General features: G+C 65.7%; 21 protein-coding genes. 16 read left to right on the top strand and 5 right to left on the bottom strand.

What is annotated here, in order from left to right:
* The first annotated feature begins 181 nt into the window (after positions 1-181).
* The 5 genes from petA (at position 182) to VPH47_RS13865 (ending at position 4,110) form a co-directional block, all read left to right on the top strand.
* The gene (petA, locus tag VPH47_RS13885) at positions 182-802 is read left to right on the top strand and encodes a ubiquinol-cytochrome c reductase iron-sulfur subunit (protein ID WP_049423262.1); all 621 of its coding nucleotides are present in this window, start codon (positions 182-184) and stop codon (positions 800-802) included.
* Positions 802-2,061 carry a cytochrome bc complex cytochrome b subunit gene (locus tag VPH47_RS13880; RefSeq protein ID WP_263469206.1) on the top strand — a complete coding sequence of 420 codons (1,260 nt, stop codon included), beginning with the start codon at positions 802-804 and terminating at the stop codon, positions 2,059-2,061. The genes petA and VPH47_RS13880 overlap by 1 nt, the downstream gene beginning before the upstream one ends.
* The gene (locus VPH47_RS13875) at positions 2,054-2,803 is read left to right on the top strand and encodes a cytochrome c1 (protein WP_049423258.1); all 750 of its coding nucleotides are present in this window, start codon (positions 2,054-2,056) and stop codon (positions 2,801-2,803) included. Before VPH47_RS13880 ends, VPH47_RS13875 begins: the two co-directional genes overlap by 8 nt.
* A gap of 134 nt (positions 2,804-2,937) precedes the next feature.
* On the top strand, positions 2,938-3,573 hold the full coding sequence (locus tag VPH47_RS13870; RefSeq protein ID WP_005408842.1) for a glutathione S-transferase N-terminal domain-containing protein: 636 nt from the start codon (positions 2,938-2,940) through the stop codon (positions 3,571-3,573).
* Positions 3,574-3,657: 84 nt separating this feature from the next.
* On the top strand, positions 3,658-4,110 hold the full coding sequence (locus VPH47_RS13865) for a ClpXP protease specificity-enhancing factor (protein WP_049399914.1): 453 nt from the start codon (positions 3,658-3,660) through the stop codon (positions 4,108-4,110).
* A gap of 118 nt (positions 4,111-4,228) precedes the next feature.
* Here the strand turns inward: VPH47_RS13865 and VPH47_RS13860 are convergent, their stop codons facing one another.
* The 4 genes from VPH47_RS13860 to VPH47_RS13845 form a co-directional block, all read right to left on the bottom strand.
* Positions 4,229-4,579 carry a DUF3301 domain-containing protein gene (locus VPH47_RS13860; protein WP_012510594.1) on the bottom strand — a complete coding sequence of 117 codons (351 nt, stop codon included), beginning with the start codon at positions 4,577-4,579 and terminating at the stop codon, positions 4,229-4,231.
* 67 nt (positions 4,580-4,646) lie between these two features.
* Positions 4,647-5,648, bottom strand: a complete 1,002-nt coding sequence (locus VPH47_RS13855) for a DUF2272 domain-containing protein (RefSeq protein ID WP_110711775.1) — start codon at positions 5,646-5,648, stop codon at positions 4,647-4,649.
* A 161-nt stretch (positions 5,649-5,809) separates the two neighbouring features.
* On the bottom strand, positions 5,810-6,661 hold the full coding sequence (gene nadC, locus VPH47_RS13850; RefSeq protein WP_153856938.1) for a carboxylating nicotinate-nucleotide diphosphorylase: 852 nt from the start codon (positions 6,659-6,661) through the stop codon (positions 5,810-5,812).
* Positions 6,658-6,927 (bottom strand): Trm112 family protein, encoded by a 270-nt coding sequence (locus VPH47_RS13845; protein ID WP_005408847.1) that lies wholly within the window; start codon positions 6,925-6,927, stop codon positions 6,658-6,660. Before VPH47_RS13845 ends, nadC begins: the two co-directional genes overlap by 4 nt.
* Positions 6,928-6,985: 58 nt before the next feature.
* Here VPH47_RS13845 and purE point away from each other — a divergent pair, with 58 nt between their 5' ends.
* The 3 genes from purE to VPH47_RS13830 all read left to right on the top strand — a co-directional run bounded on the left by purE (position 6,986) and on the right by VPH47_RS13830 (position 9,101).
* Complete coding sequence (purE, locus tag VPH47_RS13840; RefSeq protein ID WP_005412808.1) at positions 6,986-7,489, top strand: 5-(carboxyamino)imidazole ribonucleotide mutase; 504 nt, start codon at positions 6,986-6,988, stop codon at positions 7,487-7,489.
* Entirely contained in the window at positions 7,486-8,634 is a 1,149-nt protein-coding gene (locus VPH47_RS13835) for a 5-(carboxyamino)imidazole ribonucleotide synthase (RefSeq protein WP_368851052.1), read from the top strand. Before purE ends, VPH47_RS13835 begins: the two co-directional genes overlap by 4 nt.
* Positions 8,635-8,759: 125 nt before the next feature.
* Positions 8,760-9,101 (top strand): carboxymuconolactone decarboxylase family protein, encoded by a 342-nt coding sequence (locus tag VPH47_RS13830; protein ID WP_019659022.1) that lies wholly within the window; start codon positions 8,760-8,762, stop codon positions 9,099-9,101.
* A 111-nt stretch (positions 9,102-9,212) separates the two neighbouring features.
* Here the strand turns inward: VPH47_RS13830 and VPH47_RS13825 are convergent, their stop codons facing one another.
* Positions 9,213-9,791 carry a superoxide dismutase gene (locus VPH47_RS13825; RefSeq protein WP_110714287.1) on the bottom strand — a complete coding sequence of 193 codons (579 nt, stop codon included), beginning with the start codon at positions 9,789-9,791 and terminating at the stop codon, positions 9,213-9,215.
* Between the two features lie 121 nt (positions 9,792-9,912).
* Here VPH47_RS13825 and grxD point away from each other — a divergent pair, with 121 nt between their 5' ends.
* The 8 genes from grxD (at position 9,913) to VPH47_RS13785 (ending at position 18,956) form a co-directional block, all read left to right on the top strand.
* The gene (grxD, locus tag VPH47_RS13820; RefSeq protein WP_005408852.1) at positions 9,913-10,233 is read left to right on the top strand and encodes a Grx4 family monothiol glutaredoxin; all 321 of its coding nucleotides are present in this window, start codon (positions 9,913-9,915) and stop codon (positions 10,231-10,233) included.
* Entirely contained in the window at positions 10,230-11,006 is a 777-nt protein-coding gene (locus tag VPH47_RS13815) for an SDR family NAD(P)-dependent oxidoreductase (protein WP_110711778.1), read from the top strand. Before grxD ends, VPH47_RS13815 begins: the two co-directional genes overlap by 4 nt.
* A 232-nt stretch (positions 11,007-11,238) precedes the next feature.
* A complete protein-coding gene (locus tag VPH47_RS13810) occupies positions 11,239-14,484 on the top strand; it encodes a carboxypeptidase regulatory-like domain-containing protein (RefSeq protein ID WP_368851051.1) in 3,246 nt (1,081 codons plus the stop codon).
* A 252-nt stretch (positions 14,485-14,736) separates the two neighbouring features.
* On the top strand, positions 14,737-16,125 hold the full coding sequence (ppnN, locus tag VPH47_RS13805; protein WP_005408855.1) for a nucleotide 5'-monophosphate nucleosidase PpnN: 1,389 nt from the start codon (positions 14,737-14,739) through the stop codon (positions 16,123-16,125).
* 161 nt (positions 16,126-16,286) lie between these two features.
* Positions 16,287-16,799 (top strand): Tfp pilus assembly protein FimT/FimU, encoded by a 513-nt coding sequence (locus VPH47_RS13800; protein WP_153856943.1) that lies wholly within the window; start codon positions 16,287-16,289, stop codon positions 16,797-16,799.
* Positions 16,796-17,272, top strand: a complete 477-nt coding sequence (gene pilV / locus VPH47_RS13795; protein ID WP_153856944.1) for a type IV pilus modification protein PilV — start codon at positions 16,796-16,798, stop codon at positions 17,270-17,272. Before VPH47_RS13800 ends, pilV begins: the two co-directional genes overlap by 4 nt.
* Complete coding sequence (locus VPH47_RS13790; RefSeq protein ID WP_153856945.1) at positions 17,269-18,420, top strand: PilW family protein; 1,152 nt, start codon at positions 17,269-17,271, stop codon at positions 18,418-18,420. Before pilV ends, VPH47_RS13790 begins: the two co-directional genes overlap by 4 nt.
* A gap of 20 nt (positions 18,421-18,440) precedes the next feature.
* Positions 18,441-18,956: a PilX N-terminal domain-containing pilus assembly protein gene (locus VPH47_RS13785; protein ID WP_368851050.1), complete on the top strand. Its 516-nt coding sequence runs from the start codon at positions 18,441-18,443 to the stop codon at positions 18,954-18,956.
* The last annotated feature ends 1 nt before the right edge of the window (position 18,957 follow it).

Genomic DNA, 18,957 nt, shown 5'->3' with positions numbered 1-18,957 from the left:
GCCGCTGGGCAATGGCCGGTACCGACCGGCCGCTGGCCGGCAACCCCGCAATCAATGTTGTTGCAATGCGTTGTGTGGCGCGCGACGGTTCAGCTACACTCGACCGTGATTCAATGCGGCTCTGGCCCCCACCGGATCCGCTGGCAGCCTTAAAGCTACCTAATCAATATCGGAGTGCCGGATGGCCAACGATGGGGTACACGATCCAGTCAACACCGGACGTCGGCGTTTTCTTTCTGCCACCACAGCCGTGGTGGGCGCCGTCGGCGTCGGATTCACCGCAGTTCCTTTCATCAAATCCTGGAATCCCAGTGCCCGCGCCAAGCTTGCCGGCGCACCGGTGGTGGCCGACATCAGCGCCCTGCAGGAAGGCCAACGCCTGATCGTGGAATGGCGTGGCCAGCCGATCTGGATCGTCAAACGGTCCAAGGCGATCCTCGATGCGCTGCACGGGCTGGACGGCCGTCTCAAGGACCCCGAGTCCGGCGAGAAGGACCAGCAGCCGGAGTACGTGCTGAAGCAGAACCCCGAGCTGCGCTCGATCAAGCCGGAGATCTCCGTGCTGGTCGGGCTGTGCACGCACCTGGGCTGCTCGCCGGAAATGGTCGCCGAGATCCGGCCCGAGCCCTACGATCCGCAGTGGAAGGGCGGTTACTTCTGCCCGTGCCACAAGTCGCGCTTCGACATGTCCGGCCGCGTCTTCAAGGACGTGCCGGCGCCGATCAACCTGAAGGTGCCCGCGCACCACTACCAGGACGACAACACCATCATCATCGGTGTTGATCCGCAGGGGGCTGCCTGATGGCCAATATCCTCAGCCGTACCGCCAGCGGCGTCGCCGACTGGGTCAATGCCCGCGCGCCGGGCCTGATGCCGGTCTACCGCAAGCACGTCACCGAGTATTACGCGCCGAAGAACTTCAACATCTGGTACTACTTCGGTTCGCTGGCGCTGCTGGTGCTGGTCAACCAGATCGTCACCGGCATCTTCCTGACGATGCACTACAAGACCAACGCCGCCGAGGCGTTCGGCTCCATCGAATACATCATGCGTGATGTGGAGTGGGGCTGGCTGATCCGCTACATGCATTCGACGGGCGCCTCGCTGTTCTTCATCGTGGTCTACCTGCACATGTTCCGCGGCCTGCTGTACGGCAGTTACCAGAAGCCGCGCGAGCTGGTGTGGATCCTCGGCATGCTGATCTACCTGGTGCTGATGGCCGAAGCCTTCATGGGCTACGTGCTGCCATGGGGCCAGATGTCGTTCTGGGGCGCCAAGGTCATCATCTCGCTGTTCGGCGCGATACCGGTGATCGGCAACGGCCTGACCGAATGGATCATGGGCGACTACCTGCCCAGTGACGCCACGCTCAATCGCTTCTTCGCGCTGCACGTCATCGCGCTGCCGCTGGTGCTGCTGTTGCTGGTGGTACTGCACCTGGGTGCGCTGCACGAAGTGGGGTCGAACAACCCGGATGGCGTGGAGATCAAGAAGGGGCCGAAGGGCAACCGCTGGTCGCCGAACGCGCCGGCCGACGGCATTCCGTTCCACCCGTACTACACGCTCAAGGATGGCGTCGGCGCCGGCTTCCTGCTGATCATCGCCGCCTTCATCATCTTCTTCGCGCCCGGTTTCGGCGGCCTGTTCCTGGAGCACGACAATTTCACCGAGGCCAACCGCCTGGTGACCCCGGAGCACATCAAGCCGGTCTGGTACTACACGCCGTACTACGCGATGTTGCGCGTGGTACCGAACAAGCTGGGCGGCGTGCTGGTGATGTTCTCGGCCATCGCGATCCTGTTCCTGGTGCCATGGCTGGACAAGGCGCGGGTGAAGTCGGTGCGCTACCGCGGCTGGATCTCGAAGATGATGCTGGGCGTACTGGCGGTGTGCTTCGTCTGGCTGGGCGTGATCGGCTCCGGCCCGGGTACCGACGTGCACGAGACCTACATCGGGCGGGTGCTGACCTTCCTGTACTTCGCGTTCTTCATCACCATGCCGCTATGGACAAGGTTGGACAAGACCAAGCCGGTACCGGAGAGGGTGACCACGCATGACTGAGCGCTGGATGGTCCGACTGGCCCTGGCGGCCACCCTGATGCTGGGCAGTTTCCTGGCCTCCGCCGCCGAGGGCGGTGCCAAGCTGCTGCAGGCCGGCAACGACCTCGGTGACCGCGCCTCGCTGCAGCGCGGCGCACAGCTGTACATGAACTACTGCTCCGGCTGCCATGCGCTGAAGTACCTGCGCTATTCGCGGATGGCGCAGGACCTGGGGCTGACCGAAGAAGAGGTGATGAACAACCTCAACTTCACCGGCTCGGCGATCGGCGACCCGATCCCGGTGGCGATGCCCAAGGAGAACGCCGAGAAGTGGTTCGGCAAGATGCCGCCGGACCTCAGCCTGATTTCGCGCGTGCGTGGCAGTGACTGGGTCTACACCTATCTCAAGTCGTTCTACCTGGATACCAGCCGGCCGCTGGGCTGGAACAACGCGTTGTTCGCGAACGCCTCCATGCCCAACCCGCTGTGGGAAATGCAGGGCCTGCAGCATGCCGTGCATGGCAAGCCCGAGGCCCCCGGCATGGACCCGCCGGTGACTGGCCTGCGCATCGAAACGCCCGGTTCGGTGGATGCCGGCCAGTACGACCAGGCCGTGCGGGACATCACCAACTTCCTCGAATACGCCGGCGAACCGGCCGCGCTCAAGCGCCAGCAGCTGGGCGTGTGGGTGATCCTGTTCCTGGCCCTGTTGACCTTCCTGCTGTACCTGCTGAAGAAGGAATACTGGAAGGACGTTCACTGATTCTGCCGCCGACCATCGCATGGGCCTATTGGCTTTTGTGATGGTCGGTTGCACACTCGGGGAGGAGTCGACCGCTGGCACGGTGCCGGCGGCGCCGATGCGGCAGGCGGTCTCCTGTCGTGGGAGAGCCTTTGATGGCGGCGAGCGTACGCATGCGCAATACACTGACGCTGTTTTCCTCGAACGACGATGTGCTGTGCCACCGTGTACGTCTGGTGCTGGCGGCGAAAGGGGTCACGTTCGACTTCGTTCCGGTCGATCCGCAGAACCCGCCTGAAGACCTGATCGATCTCAATCCGTACCACTCGGTGCCGACCCTGGTCGAGCGCGAGCTGGTGCTGTACGCGGCGTCGGTGGTCAGCGAATACTTGGACGAGCGCTATCCGCATCCGCCACTGATGCCGGTCGATCCGCTGTCGCGTGCACGGATCCGCCTGGCCATGCTGCGCATCGAGCACGACTGGGTACCGCAGGTGCAGGCCATCCAGCTGGGCAACAAGACCCAGGCCGAGGCCGGCCGCAAGCGCCTGAAGGAGCTGCTGACCGCCTCGCTGCCGCTGTTCAAGGCCAGCAAGTTCTTCCTCAACCCGGAAATGAGCCTGGCCGACTGCGCGATGGCGCCGATCATCTGGCGCCTGCAGTCGCTGGACGTGCCGCTGCCGAAGGACGGCAAGGCGATCGAGGACTACGGCAACCGCATCTTCCGCCATCCCGGTTTCGTCCGCAGCCTGACCGATCAGGAAAAGAAACTGCGCGATCTGCCGGTCTGATCCGGCCCCGCATTACCCGTCTGCACGCCGACCGGCGTGCAGGCGATCCGCCCCGGCGGGGCGCCGGGCGCGTACACTTCACGCATGACCGAAGACTTCTTCCACATGACCAGCCACCGCCCGTACCTGCTGCGGGCGCTGGTGGAATGGATCAACGACAACCAGCTGACCCCGCACATCCTGGTCGACGCCGGCGTCCCCGGCGTGCAGGTCCCGCCTTCGGCGGTCAAGGATGGCCGGGTTGTGCTCAACATCGCCGAACGTGCTGTCGTACGGTTGATGATCGACAACGAGATGGTGAGCTTCTCGGCGCGCTTCTCCGGTACCAGCTACCCGGTGCAGGTGCCGATCAGCGCCGTGCTGGCCGTCTATGCCCGCGAGACAGGGCAGGGCATGGCGTTGCCGGACGACATTCCGGGCAGCGAAACCGCGCCGACCAGCGATGAGCTGCTGCATGACGAAGGCACGCCGCCGGACGATACGCCGCCGGCCAGTCCGCCGCCGAAGGGCCGCCCGAACCTGCGCGTGGTCAAGTAATCCTTCCGACGCCGCCCCGATGGGCGGCGTTTTTCATCTGATGGCTTAGCGGTGGATGCCGCCGTTGGTCGGCACGCCGCTGCCGCTGCGCGCGCCGGGCATGGCCCGGCGCTACCGCCTAGATGTCCTCGGCATCGTCCACATCCGCGCGGATCTGGCTGATCCGCGCCGCGCCCGGGCCAGTGAACGAGATCAACTGGTCGCCGCGCAGCACCATGCGGCCCACGTGGCGATCGATGCCATCGTAGGAATACTCGAACTTGAACGTGCGCTCGAAACCGAGCCGTCCATCCTCGCCACGCGACAGGCGCAGGCCGGTGGCGTGCACCGCCTGGTCCAGCCACTGCACATCGGCGGCGCGGCAGGCATTGCGGCCCAGCTCGACCGCGCGCTCGGCGGCCGAACGTGCGGCGTTCCAGAAGAAGTAGATGATTCCGCCGGCAATCAGCAACAGCAGCAGGGTGGGCATGGCGTCAGCCGTCAGGTGTCGATCCGGCAAAGATGGCGGCGAACGTGCGCTGGATCAAGCGCTGGATTCACCGCCGCGGCTGCGGTTCGCTGGATACCGGCTGCGCGGGCACGATGACCGGTTGCGGTGCCGGGGCGGGCTGCATCGGCGTCGCAGTGGGCGAGGGCATCACCAGGGGGGCCGTAGCGGTCAACTGCAGCAGCGCCGCCCAGTCCTGGCGGTTGAAGCTGCATTCGTCCTCGCGGCCCGGCGTGCAGCTGGGGTCGATGCCGGTGCTGTTGCGTTCGCGCGCGGGCGGCAGCTTGATCAGCCCGGTGCGGTCCAGCGGCAGCAGCCGCATCGCTACGGTGTTCATCACGTTGCCGCCGACCAGGTACAGGGTCTGGTCGCCGCCAAGATTGGCCGCTACCACCACTTCGCAATGTGATTTCCAGTGGCCCACCGAGCCATTGCCCAGTGCCTGCACCAGCCCGCTGTAGCTGAGCGTGGTGCTGCGGTCGCGCAGGAAGCACAGCAGGTCGCCGGGCGCAGGTTTGGCCGTGGCGGGGTCGACCAGCCGGTACGGCACGCCCGAGGGGCCGCCCTGGTACGCGGCACGGATGTAGTCGATGTGGCGTGGCGACGTGTTGAAGCCGGGAACGCCGGACTGCACCATCACCCAGGAAATGAACGCGGCCGACCACGGGTTGTCGATCAGGAAGGCGCGGCAGTCGCTGTCGGTGTAGCGCGTGCCCAGCGGTGCCAGGCAACTGCTGGCGCCCGCAATGCTGCCCATTGCGTTGAGCGTGCCGCTGTTGCGCCAGTAGCCGGCCACGCGCTGCCAGGCGATCAGCCCGTTGTCGGCCAAGTGATCGCTTTCGGCTTCGGTGACGCTGAGACTGGCGGCGCGGCCATCGCGATCGATGAAGGGGCGGAACCACAACCGGTGCTCGTTGCAGGCAGTATTGCGGATGGCCACCGCCAAGGGACTCAGGCCGAAGCGGGGCGGCACATCGCAGGCTTCAGCGGCTGCGGCGGACAGGGGGGCTGCCGCGAGCAGCAGGCAGGCAGGCAAGAGCATCCGGCGCATGCGCGGCTCCTGTGGGGGATGCCGGCAGCGTCGCAGAGGACGGCGTGGCCGAGCCGTGAAGGCGAACGGATCCTGTAGAGCCGAGCCATGCTTGAGATTGGGGTCAGATCCCTTTTCCGGAGGAAAAGGGATCTGACCCCAGCCCCGAGGTCCCGCGCGCCTCAGCGCGGCGGCGGGCCCAGCTTCAGCGACAGATCGATGGCCTGCACATGCTTGGTCAGGCCGCCGATGGAGATGCAGTCCACGCCGTCCTCGGCGATCGAACGCAGGCCGCCCAGGCCCACGCTGCCGGACACTTCCAGTGGAATGCGGCCCGCCGTGATGCGCACCGCCTCGCGGCGCAGGTCGGGGCTGAAGTCATCCAGAAGGATGCGTTCGCAACCCGCCTCCAGCGCCTGGCGCAGCTGCGCCAGATCCTCGACCTCGACCACCAGCGGCAGCGCGGGCCACTGCCGGCGCGCGCCTGCCACCGCGGCGGCCAGCGAACCGGCAGCACGGATGTGGTTTTCCTTCAGCATCACCGTGTCGTACAGGCCGAAGCGATGGTTCTCGCCACCGCCGCAGCGCACCGCGTACTTCTGCGCCAGGCGCAGGCCGGGCAGGGTCTTGCGGGTGTCGAGGATGCGCGTGCCGGTGCCGGCCACGGCCGCCACATAGCGTGCGGTGGTGGTGGCGGTGCCGGACAGCGTCTGCAGGAAGTTCAGCGAGGTGCGTTCGGCGCTGACCAGGCTGCGGCTGCGGCCGTGCAGCAGGGCCAGCACGGTGCCTGCGGTGACCGCGTCGCCTTCGGATACCTGCCAGTCGATGCGCACGTCCGGGTCGAGCGCACGATGGGTGGCGTCGAACCAGGGGCGGCCGGCGATCACCCCGTCCTGCTTGCACAGCAGGTAGGCGCTGTCGGCCTGGTCGGGCAGCAGGGCGGCGGTGACGTCACCGCTGCCCAGGTCCTCGGCCAGCGCACGCGCGACATCGGCGGCGACAACGGCCGCATCCGGCGTCGGCAGCGTGCTCATGCGGCCGGGAAGTCGGCGATCTGGGCGGTGGGGATGGCTTCCTCGGCCAGCAGCACCGGAATGCCGTCGTCGACGCGGAACACCTGCTTGCGGTCGCGGGTGACCAGCGCTTCGCGCAGCGGCTGCGCCAGCGGGTTGCCATCGGCCTTGTTCACCGCGCCGGCGGAAATGGCCTTGTTGAGGGCTTCCAGGCCCTTGCCATCCAGCAGGGACAGGGGCTGGCGGGTGTCCGGCGACACCAGCAGGTCGAGCAGCTTGCGATCCATGGTTCTTCGTCTTGCGTGGAAGACGGCTAGAATACGTCTTTAAGGCAGGTGACGGCCAATGACCCCCAACCCGATCGCGCCGCTTGTCGGCATCGTCATGGGTTCCCGTTCCGACTGGGAAACCATGCAGCACGCCGCCCAGAAGCTTGAAGCCCTGGGTGTTCCGTTCGAAGTGAAGGTGGTGTCCGCGCATCGGACGCCGGATGTGTTGTTCAGTTACGCCGAGCAGGCAGGCCCGCGTGGCCTGCGCGCGATCATCGCCGGTGCCGGCGGGGCCGCGCACCTGCCGGGCATGATCGCCGCCAAGACCGCCGTGCCGGTGCTGGGCGTGCCGGTGCAGTCCAAGGCCCTGAACGGCATGGATTCGCTGCTGTCGATCGTGCAGATGCCGGCCGGCATCCCGGTCGCCACCTTTGCCATCGGCAATGCCGGCGCTTCCAACGCCGCGCTGTTTGCCGCCGCGATGCTGGCCAGTGACCAGCCGGCGATCGGCCAGGCGCTCGACGCGTTCCGCGCACGCCAGACCGAAGACGTGATGGCCCACGACGATCCGCGCCAATGAGCCTGACCGTCGGCATCCTGGGCGGCGGCCAGCTCGCCCGCATGATGGTACTGGCCGGTGCACCGCTGGGACTGCGCTTCGAACTGTACGACCCGGCGGCCGACGCCTGCAGCGGCCCGCTGGCGCCGCTCACCGTCGGTGCCTTCGATGACCGCCAGGCGCTGGCGGACTTTGCCGCCAAGGTCGACGTGGTCACCTTCGATTTCGAGAACGTGCCGGCCGACAGCGCGCAGTTCCTGGCCGACCGCGTGCCGGTCTATCCGCCGCCGGCCGCACTGGCCGTGGCCCAGGACCGGCTGAGCGAGAAGACCCTGTTCCAGCAGCTGGGCATTCCGCTGCCGGCCTTTGCCGACATCCGCAGCCGTGAGGAGCTGGCCGCGAAGGCCGCCGAGTTCGGTCTGCCGTGCATCCTCAAGACCCGCCGCCTCGGTTACGACGGCAAGGGTCAGTTCCGCCTGCGCAGCGAAGTCGACATCGATGCTGCGTGGGATGCGCTGGGTGCGCAGGTCGAGCGTACCGGTCTGATCCTGGAAGGCTTCGTGGCCTTCCAGCGTGAGGTCAGCGTGGTCGCCGTGCGCGGCCGTGATGGCAGCTTCGAGGCCTGGCCGGTCACCGGCAACTGGCATGTCGATGGCGTGCTGTCGGCCAGCGTGGCCCCGGCCGTGCTGTCCGACGCCGAGCAGCAGGCCGCGATCGGCTATGCCCGTCGCGTCGCCGAGCACCTGCAGTACGTCGGTGTGTTCGCGCTTGAGCTGTTCTGCCGTGATGGCGAGCTGCTGGCCAATGAGATGGCGCCGCGCGTGCACAACTCCGGCCACTGGACCATCGAAGGCAGCGAGACCTCGCAGTTCGAGAACCACCTGCGTGCCGTGCTGGGCCTGCCGCTGGGCAGCACCCGCATGCTCGGCCATGCCTGCATGCTGAACTGGCTGGGCGCGATGCCGGACCCGGCGCCGGTGCTGGCCCAGGCCAGCGGGCATTGGCATGACTATGGCAAGGAGCCGCGCGAAGGCCGCAAGGTGGGGCATGCCACGCTGCGCGATGATGATGCTGCTGCACTGGCCGACGCGCTGGACCAGGTGGGCCTGGAACTGGACCGACAGGCCCAGGTGGCACCGGCGGTGCACGCGCTGCGAAACCGCTGAACGCGGGTGTGCCGGCGTGCTGCCGGCACACCCCTGTATGGCTGCAACGGTGTGGCGCACCGGTGCAGCCATCGGCGCAACATTCCCGGTGGTAGCGTGGAGCTCCTTTCAGAGGAGTCACGACCATGCTCGACTGGAATGCCTACCGCAAGGAACTGAAGGGCCGCATCGGCGAGATCGGCAAGCTCTCGCCGGATACGGTCAAGGGCTATGCCACGCTGGCCAATGCGGGCGCGCAGACCAACCATCTTGATGCCAAGACCCGCGAGCTGATCGCGCTGGCGGTGGCGGTGACCACCCGCTGTGACGGCTGCATCACCGTGCACGTGGACGCGGCGCTGAAGCATGGCGCCAGCCGCGAGGAAATCGCCGAGGCGCTCGGTGTGGCGGTGTCGCTCAATGCCGGCGCGGCGCTGGTGTATTCGGCACGGGTCATGGACGCCGTGGCCGCGCACGAGAACGCGTGAAGCTCTGTTCTGTTTCCCGGTAGTGCCGGCCGCTGGCCGGCAGATTAGCCATCTCTGTACACCGATGGGGATGCCGGCCAGCGGCCGGCACTACCCCGTGGCCGAGCCCCCTCAGCGCAGCTGGCTCTCGGCGAATTCCCAGTTGACCATCTGCCAGAACGCGTCCAGATAGCGCGCGCGATCATTCTGGTAGTCGGTGTAGTAGGCGTGTTCCCAGACGTCGCAGCACAGCAGTGGCGTGCTCTCGCCGGTCAGCGGGGTGCCGGCATTGCGGGTGGCCTGCAGGCCCAGCTGCCCGCCCGGATGCTGCACCAGCCACACCCAGCCCGAGCCGAACAGGCCCAGTGCGGTGCGGTTGAACTCCTCGCGCAGGCGCTGCACGTCGCCGAACTGGCGCTTGACCAGCTCGCCCAGCCGCCCCTGCGGCTCACCGCCGCCGCGCGGACGCAGGCACTGCCAGTAGAAGCCGTGATTCCAGGCCTGGGCGGCAGCATCGAACAGCTTGCCCTGGGCGTGACGGACGATCTCTTCCAGTGACGCTTCTTCCCACTCGGTGCCGAGGATGCCGGCATTGACCGCATCCACGTAGGCGCGGTGATGGCGGCCGTGGTGCAGCTCCAGGGTCTGTGCGGACAGATGCGGCTGCAGGGAGCCGGGAAGGTAGGGAAGGGCAGGCAATTCGACAGGCATGGACAGGTTCGTGGCCAGAGGGGCGGCGGCAGCCGGTTCCATCGGCTTACAATGGCGGCTACCGTGGGCAGTCTAGCCGACCACCGCGGTCGGTTTGTCCGGCGAAGCAAGGAGTGAGGTTGTGGCGGTAATGCAGCAAATCCAGGCCGAGGTCGATCGTTACCCGCTCGTGCTGTTCATGAAGGGCACCCCGCAATACCCGATGTGCGGCTTCTCAAGCCGCGCCGTACAGGCGTTGATGGCGGCCGGCGCTGTCACCCTGCGCACCGTCAACGTGCTGGAAGAACCCGAGATCCGCGCCAACCTGCCGCGATTCTCCAACCTGCCGACGTTCCCGCAGCTGTTCATCAATGGTGAGTTGATCGGCGGCTGCGACATCGTGCTGGAGCTGTTCGAAGCCGGCGAGCTCAAGCGCATCGTCGAAGAGGCAACCCAGGGATGAGCGCCTGGCCATCGACGTCACCGACCGACGGGGCGCTCGATGGCCGCCCGTTGCAGGATCGCGTGGTGCTGGTCGCCGGCGCTGGTGGCGGATTGGGCAGTGCAGCGGCAGTGGCCGCTGCGGCTGCCGGGGCCACCGTGGTCCTGCTGGGCCGCAAGCCGCGCCGCCTGGACCGTGTCTACGCCCAGGTCCAGGCTGTCGGCCCGGAACCCCTGCTGTACCCGTTGGACCTGGAAGGCGCAGGCCCCGACGACTATGCCGAACTGGCCCAGGCCCTGCAGCGCGAGCTCGGGCGGCTGGACGGTCTGCTGGTCTGTGCCGCCCATTTCCCGGGCCTGACTCCGTTTGAACTGGCCGACCCGGCCAGTTTCGCCCGCGCGGTGCACGTGACCCTGACCGCGCCGGCCTGGCTGGCCCAGGCCTGCCTGCCGCTGCTGCGGCAGCGCGAGGATGCGGCGATGGTGTTTGCAGTGGATGCGCCCGAGCGGGTCGGACAGGCCTATTGGGGGGGGTATGGCGTGGCCCAGCATGGCCTGCGCGGCCTGATCACCAGCCTGCACGACGAACTTGGCCGCAGCCCGGTACGGGTCAGTGGCCTGTACCCCGGCCCGCTGCGCACGGCGCTGCGCGCCCGTGCCTATTCCGTCGACCAGGACCCGGCCGCCCAAGGCCCGGAGGCCGCCGCCGCTGCGGCCGTGACCCTGCTGTCCAGCGCCGGGCATGCCTGGCGGGGCCGGATTCTCGACGCCAGTGAGGCGCCTCTGTCGGAATGAGGCCGGGGGAAAGGCGGAGTGAAGAACCCGTCACGATTGCGTTGCGATCCGGTGCCGTTTGTCGCACAACCGTCACATTGATGGCGTAGCGTGTTAATCTAGTGTTAACCGTTATGGCTGCCTTCAGCCAAGCGGTAGGGAACCCCAGATAACTCTCCGACCAGCCACCCGCAGGGCTGTTTGGATGCGCTTTTTTTCCGCCATCGCCAACTCGCATCGAGGCTACCGAAAAATGACCCACCCACTCCGGATGTCCAAGCTTACCCTTGGTCTCGTGGCCGCACTCGCCGCCGCTCCCGCCTTCGCCCAGAGCACCTCTGCCGGTGTCGGCGGCCAGGTGATGTCCGCCGCAGGCCAGCCGGTCGCCGGCGCTGAAGTCACCATCACCCACACCGAGTCGGGCACTGTTTCGCGTGCCACCACCGATGCGTCGGGTCGATACAACGCGCGCGGCCTGCGCGTGGGTGGTCCGTACACCATCACCATCACCAAGTCCGGTGAAGGCACCAAGACCGAAGAGGGTGTCTTCCTGAACCTGAATCAGGTCAACACCGTCAACGCCAGCCTGGGCGGTGATCTGGCTGCCACCAACCTGGACGCGGTGAACGTCGTCGCCACCGCGGGCGGCCTGGACCTGTTCAGCGCCAACAAGATGGGCACCGGCACCAACGTGACCCGCGAAACGATGGACGCGTTGCCGTCGGCCAACCGTAACATCCAGGACTACATCCGCCTGGACCCGCGCATCTCGCAGGTCAGCAAGGCTGACGGCGCGATCTCGGCCGGTGGCCAGAACACCCGTTACAACGCCATCCGCATCGACGGCATCAGCGCCTCCGATCCGTTTGGCCTGGGCTCCAACAACCTGCCGACCGAGCGTCAGCCGGTGTCGATGGACGCCATCCAGGAAATCAACATCGACCTGGCCAACTACGACACCACCATTGCTGGTGGCACCGGTGCGGTGATCAACGCCGTGACCAAGTCGGGTACCAATGAGTTCCACGGTACCGTGTACGGCTCGTACCGCGACAAGGACATGATCCGTTCGCGCCTGGAAGGTGACACGTCCGACTTCAATGGCTTCAAGGACGAGAAGACCTACGGCATGACCCTGGGTGGTCCGATCCTCAAGGACAAGCTGTTCTTCTTCACCAACTACGAAAAGTATGAGCGTAGCGGCGGCGGCGTGAGCCTCGGCGACAGCCCCTACAACAAGCCGAACGGCATCAGCGACGCCGACATCGCCCGCGTCCAGAAGCGCATGTCCGATCTGGGTTACCCGGTCGGTGGCATCGGCGCGCTGGACAACAAGACGACGATCGAAGAGTACGCGATCAAGCTCGACTGGAACATCAACGAGAACCACCGTGCGGCCCTGCGCTACAACAAGATGAAGCAGGACGTCGTCCGCTTCCCGCAGGTCAACACCAGCGCCATCTCGCTGAGCGACTTCTGGTACACCCAGCCGACCGAATACGAAACCTGGATGGGTGAACTGTTCAGCGACTGGTCCGAGAACTTCTCGACCGAGTTCAAGGTTTCGCACAAGGACTACTCGTCCAACCGCGTGGCTGCCTCGCACCTGCCGCAGATCCGCGTGCGCTTCGGCAATAACTCGCTGTACCTGGGTACCGAGCAGAACACCCATACCAATATCGTTGAGTCGAAGGAGCTGAGCGCCTTTGGTGCCGGTACCTGGTACATCGGTGACCACACCGTCAAGTTCGGTTTCGATTACACCGACAACGACCTGATGAACTTCTACGGCCGTAATCTGTACGGCGCGTACGAATTCGCCAGCCTCGATGCGTTCGAATCCGGTACCCCGTCGGCGTACCAGGTGCGCGTCCCGCGTGCTGGCGGCAGCGTTAACGACATTCCGGCCAAGTTCCACCTGAAGAACACCGGCCTGTTCATCCAGGACACCTGGGCGATCAACTACAACCTGAGCCTGATGTTCGGCGTCCGTATCGACATGCCGGACTTCAGCACCCAGCGCCTGTATAACCCGCGCATCGAGCAGCTGTACGGCTTCAACAACACCCAGCTGGTCGACAAGAAGCTGTTCCAGCCGCGCGTTGGCTTCAACTACACCTTCGATAGCGACCGTCCGACCCAGCTGCGCGGTGGCGTGGGCCTGTTCGGCGGTGCTGCACCGAACGTGTGGCTGGCGGGTGCCTACCAGAACACCGGTCTGAACTATTCCGAGTACAACCTGACCCGCAACCCGGGTGGCTTCAGCTTCGACGCCGACAACCCGTTCATCCCGAACCCGTCGCTGGCTTCGGCTCGCCAGAACGTCGACCTGATCGCTCCGGGCACCCGCCTGCCGTCGGTCTGGAAGGCCAACCTGGCCTTCGACCACGAGCTGCCGTGGTATGGCATCGTCGCATCGGCTGAAGTGCTGTTCACCAAGGTCAAGGATGGTCTGTACTTCGACCGTCTGGACGTCATGACCCCGAATGCCAAGCGTTCGGTCGGCCAGGATGGTCGTGCGCTGTACTGGAACGACTACGGCATGAACGGTGCCAACGCAGGCCCGAACGGCATGCAGGCTGGCCAGAAGAACGGTCGTGCCTGTGCGGCGACCGATCTGACCTGCCCGGGTGACCGCGTCAACCGTCCGGGTGACATCGGTGACGTGATCCTGCTGCGCAATACCGACAAGGGTCGTGGTTCGCAGGCTACCTTCTCGCTGGCCAAGCCGCTGACCGAGAACTGGGGCTGGTCGCTGGGTTACACCTATACCCAGTCCAAGGAAGTGAGCCCGCTGTCCAGCTCGCAGAACACCTCGAACTGGAACAACACGCTGAGCCTGAACGCCAACGACAACGTTGCGTACAACTCGCGCTACGCGATCAAGGACCGCATCACCGGCACCCTGGAGTGGAAGCACAACTTCTTCGGTGACAACGCCACCCGCGTCGGCCTGTTCTACGAAGGCCGCTCGGGCCGTCCGTACAGCTACGTCTACTACAACGACGTGAACGGTGACGGTGCCGGTACCAACGACCTGTTCTACGTGCCGAAGGGCCCGGGTGACGTGATCTTCACCGGCGGTGCCGACATGGAGAAGAAGTTCTTCGATTGGCTGGCGCAGAATCCGGAGCTCGATGCCTACCGTGGCAGCGTGGTCCCGGCCAACGCGCACCGCGCCAAGTGGGTCAACAGCTTCGACGTCCGTATCAGCCAGGAGTTCCCGGGCTTCGTGAAGGGTCACAAGGGTGAAGTCGCCCTGGACATCATGAATGTCGGCAACCTGCTGAACAAGAAGTGGGGCCTGATCGACGACTACGGCTTCTACGCCACCCGTCGCGTTGCCAACTACTCGGGTATCGACCCGGCTACTGGCAAGTACCTCTACAACTTCACTGGCCGTACCGACAATTCCTCGATCCAGGAAAACAACAACGACAAGGGCAACACCGCCGTGTCGCGTTGGTCGATGCAGCTGACCGTGAAGTACAAGTTCTGATCCATCAGAGCCTGAAGCAGTAAGTGAAAACGGCCGGGGAAACCCGGCCGTTTTCCGTTCAGTCGAAAGTCCTTGCAGGTCACCTGGCATCGGCGTAGCATCCAGAAATGTGCGCGGTGCCAACGCCGCCGATGCGGTCCCGGACAGGCGAACGCGGGAAGCACACATCCAACGGTCGGGCTTCCCGGCCGTTTTGCTTTTTAAGGGGGCGGCAGTACAGTCGGAAACCTTGAAGGAAGCGAAAAATTGGACATGACCACGAACGAAAAATCAGCCCGTGCACTGCCGGTGCAGGACGCGCGGATCTACCCGCGCGGCGGGCTGGATGTGCTGTCGCGAGCCGAAGTGGCACGCCTGCGCGATGCCTCTGCCGGCGGCATGCATGAGCTGCTGCGCCGCTGCGCGCTGGCCGTGCTGACCAGCGGCAGTGCCTCTGACGATCCGCGCGCGGCGCGCGATCTGTATCCCGATTTCGACATCCAGGTGGCGCAGCAGGATCGCGGCGTGCGCATCGACCTGGTCAATGCACCGGCGATGGCTTTTGTCGATGGCGAAATCATCCGCGGCGTCGCCGAACTGCTGTTCGCCGTGGTGCGCGACCTGGCCTATATGGCCATCGAGATGGGCCCGGCCTACGCGGCCGAGCTGGAGTCGTCCGAGGGCATCACCAACGCAGTGTTCGGCCTGCTGCGCAATGCGCGCATCCTCAACCCGGGCGACCCGAACCTGGTGGTGTGCTGGGGCGGCCACTCGATCTCGCGCGACGAGTACCTGTACACCAAGCAGGTGGGTTATGAGCTGGGCCTGCGCGGCCTCGACATCTGCACCGGCTGCGGCCCAGGCGCGATGAAGGGCCCGATGAAGGGCGCCACCATTGCCCACGCCAAGCAGCGCCGCACCGTGACGCGCTACATCGGCCTGACCGAGCCGGGCATCATCGCCGCCGAGTCGCCGAACCCGATCGTCAACCACCTGGTGATCATGCCGGACATCGAGAAGCGCCTTGAGGCCTTCGTCCGCATCGGCCACGGCATCATCGTGTTCGCCGGTGGCGTCGGCACCGCCGAGGAAATCCTGTACCTGCTCGGCATCTTGCTGCGCGAGGAAAACAAGGACCTGCCGTTCCCGCTGATCCTGACCGGCCCGACCGTGGCGGCGCCGTACTTCGAGCAGATCGATCGCTTCATCCGCCTGACCCTGGGCGATGCTGCAGCCGAGCGCTACGAGATCATCATCGGCGACCCGGTGGCGGTGGCCAAGAAGATGGCCAACGGTATCAAGCGCGTTCGCGAGCATCGCCTGGCACAGAAGGACTCGTTCTTCTTCAACTGGTCGATCGAGATTCCGTGGGAGTACCAGCAGCCGTTCGTGCCGACCCACGAGGCAATGGCCGCGCTGGACCTGCACCACGGGCGTGCGCCGCACGCGCTGGCAGCCGACCTGCGCCGGGCGTTCTCGGGCATCGTCGCCGGTAACGTGAAGGAGGACGGCATGCGCCGCATCGAGCAGTTCGGGCCGTTCCAGATCCATGGCGACCCGGACATGATGCAAGCCCTGGACGCATTGCTGCGCGCCTTCGTCGAGCAGCGTCGGATGAAGATCTCCGGCGAATACCAGCCCTGCTACCAGGTGCTGGCCTGAGCCTGCGCCGGCGCGATGGGGATCGCGCCGGGGCGGGCAGGGGAGGGCGGGTCGTCAAGGCTTTGACGCCCGTCGCCCCGGATTGACCGTTCATCCTGCCGCCGCTTGCCGGTGGCAGGACGATGGCCCATCGTGGCCATCAACACGCTGGGGAGCGTCCAATGTCTTTGCGCCGGCCAAACGGCTTCACACTGGTTGAACTGATGGTGGCGCTGATCGTGCTGGCAGTGCTGGCCACCATTGCGTTTCCCAGCTTCCAGAGCACGATCCGCTCCAATCGGGTCGTCTCTGCCCACAATGAACTGATCGGCCTGCTCAACCTTGCGCGCAGTGATGCCATACGCAACAACCGCGGCGGCGGCGTGTGCGGCAGCAGCGATGGCACGCGCTGCGACGGAAAGTGGGACAAGGGCATGATGGCCTTCAGCGATACCTCCGGCAACGGCGATTTCGACAATGGCGAAACCGTGCTGCGTTTCAACCAGATCAACCCAGGCCTGGTCGTGGCCGGGCCGCAGACGCTGGTGGCCTTCGATGCGCGCGGCCGTCGCCGTGCGGCAGGCGATCAGGTCATTACCCTGCGCCCCGACAAGTGTGGCAAGGATCCGATGATGAGCACGATCACCATCAATGCCTCGGGCCAGGTCAACAGTACGAAGGGGCCTTGCCCATGAAGCATCCGTCATTCCATGCCGCGCGCCAGCAGGGGGGCTTCAGCCTGCTGGAGGTACTCATTGCGATCGTGGTCCTGGCGTTTGGCCTGCTCGGCTTCGCGCTGCTGCAGACCATGAACGTGCGCTACGTGCAGAGTGCGAATTACCGTACCCAGGCGACCAATCTGGCCTATGACCTGACCGAGCAGATGCGCAGCAACCGCTACCAGTCGGCCTGGTACGCCAATGCGAGTTTCACCTCGGGGAGCCGGACCGCCGCCGGGGTCTGTGCGCCGACCACCGCGGCCGTCAGCATCGCGCAGAACATCACCGACTGGCAGTGCCGGGTGGTCAAGGCGCTCGGTGACAACGCCGCAGCCACCGTGACCGTCAACAACGGTGTGGCGACCGTGGCCATCAGCTGGGCCGATGAACGCTGGAACCCGAAAAGCCCGGATACGCCGACCACCTTCGCCCTGCAGACCCAGCTATGAATGCATCGCTTTCCACGTCCGCCCGGCAGGCGGGTCTGTCGCTGATCGAGTTGATGATCGCCATGGTCATCGGCCTGGTGCTGATGCTGGGGGTCATCCAGATCTTCATCGCTTCCCAGTCAGCATCGCGGTTGTCCGAAGGTGTTGCGCGTGCACAGGAAAACGGTCGGTTCGCGCTGGACTTCCTCGAGCGTGACATCCGCATGGCCGGCCATCTGGGCTGCGTCAATGACCAGGCACACGTGACGAAGGGGCAGGGAGAGCCGCATTACAATCTCGGTGCGGTGTCCGGAAGCGGCAATCCGTTGGATTTCAGCGTGGCGGTGCAGGGCTATGAAGCACCTGATACCGGGCCGGGCACCCAGCTGGAGGTAGGCAAGGGTTCGCTCCCTGCCAACCTGCCGACCGCAATCGCCAAGCTTTCGCCGGCGCCGATGCCGGGCAGCGACATCCTGGTGCTGCGGTTCCTTGCTCCCGAGGGTGTGCCGGTACTGGCCGTGAATGGTTCGGTTCTGACCGTCGACGCCGCACGCTGGCAGCGACTGACCGAAGGCGGTGTCTCCGCTCCGACCCTGTTTGGTGTTTCCAGTTGTGATGCGGTGGACATCTTCAAGGGGACAACCGCCGCCGGAACCATCACGGCCACGGGGGTCAGCCTGTCGCGGCACGCACCGCAGCCTGCGCCGACGATGGTCTATCGCGCCGAATCACTGGTGTACTACGTGGGCCAGGGGGTGAGTGGTCCGGGGCTTCGCCGCGCCCGGGCGGATGCCAGTGGCGCCTACACCATCAATGAAGAACTGGTTGAAGGCATCGAGAACATGCAGTTGCTGTTCGGTCTGGATACCACTGCCAGCATCGCGCCGGGCTCATCACCGGTGGGCAACATCACGCGCCTGCAGACTGCTTCGACGGTCACCACCCAGACGGACGCGACCGGCGCCGGCCAGTGGCTGCGGGTCGGTCAGGTGCGCGTGGGCCTCATCGCGCGCAGCGCCTCACCGGCAAGCGCAGGCAAACCGACCGATGCGGCAGCCAAGCTGGGTGTGCTGGGGGTTACCTACAGCCAGGATGGTGTGACCGACGGGCGCTACCGGACCGCTTACGAAGTCAGCATCGCGCTGCGCAACCGACTGTACGGGAATTGATCATGAGCCGATCACCAACCATGCGTCACCGGGCCAACCGCCCGCCCATGCTGCCCCGGCGGCAGGAGGGAGCGGTGTTGTACGTGGCGCTGATCATGCTGCTGCTGCTGGCACTGATCGGCATCGCGGGCATGCAGGTCGCGGGCATGCAGGAGAAGATGGCCTCCAACTATCGCGCAGTGAATCGTTCCTTCCAGAACGCGGAAGGCGTGGTGCGCAATGCAGAGCGCGCGGCGGAGGCGATCGCCAACCGCACCGATGTGCCGACGGGCAGCGTGCTGGCGTCGGGCGATATCAGCTACGACTGCGAGGACCGTTTCGACCCCGTGCAGTGGGGGCGTTCGCAGGTGATTACCGCCGTGCCGAAAGTGAGCGTTCGCCGCATCGACAAGTGCGGTGGCCCGGGTGGCAACGCCCTGGATGAGGGGCAGGCCGATGACAGCGCGACGTACACCTACCAGATAACCGCGTTCGCGGCCGATGACCCTGCCAATGCAACGTCATCGTCGGTGATCGATACCATTTTCAAGCTTTGAG

It is taken from the genome of Stenotrophomonas sp. WED208, from assembly GCF_040984485.1.
In the GTDB taxonomy this organism is placed as follows: domain Bacteria; phylum Pseudomonadota; class Gammaproteobacteria; order Xanthomonadales; family Xanthomonadaceae; genus Stenotrophomonas; species Stenotrophomonas riyadhensis.
This window is presented reverse-complemented; position numbering and strand designations above follow the sequence as displayed.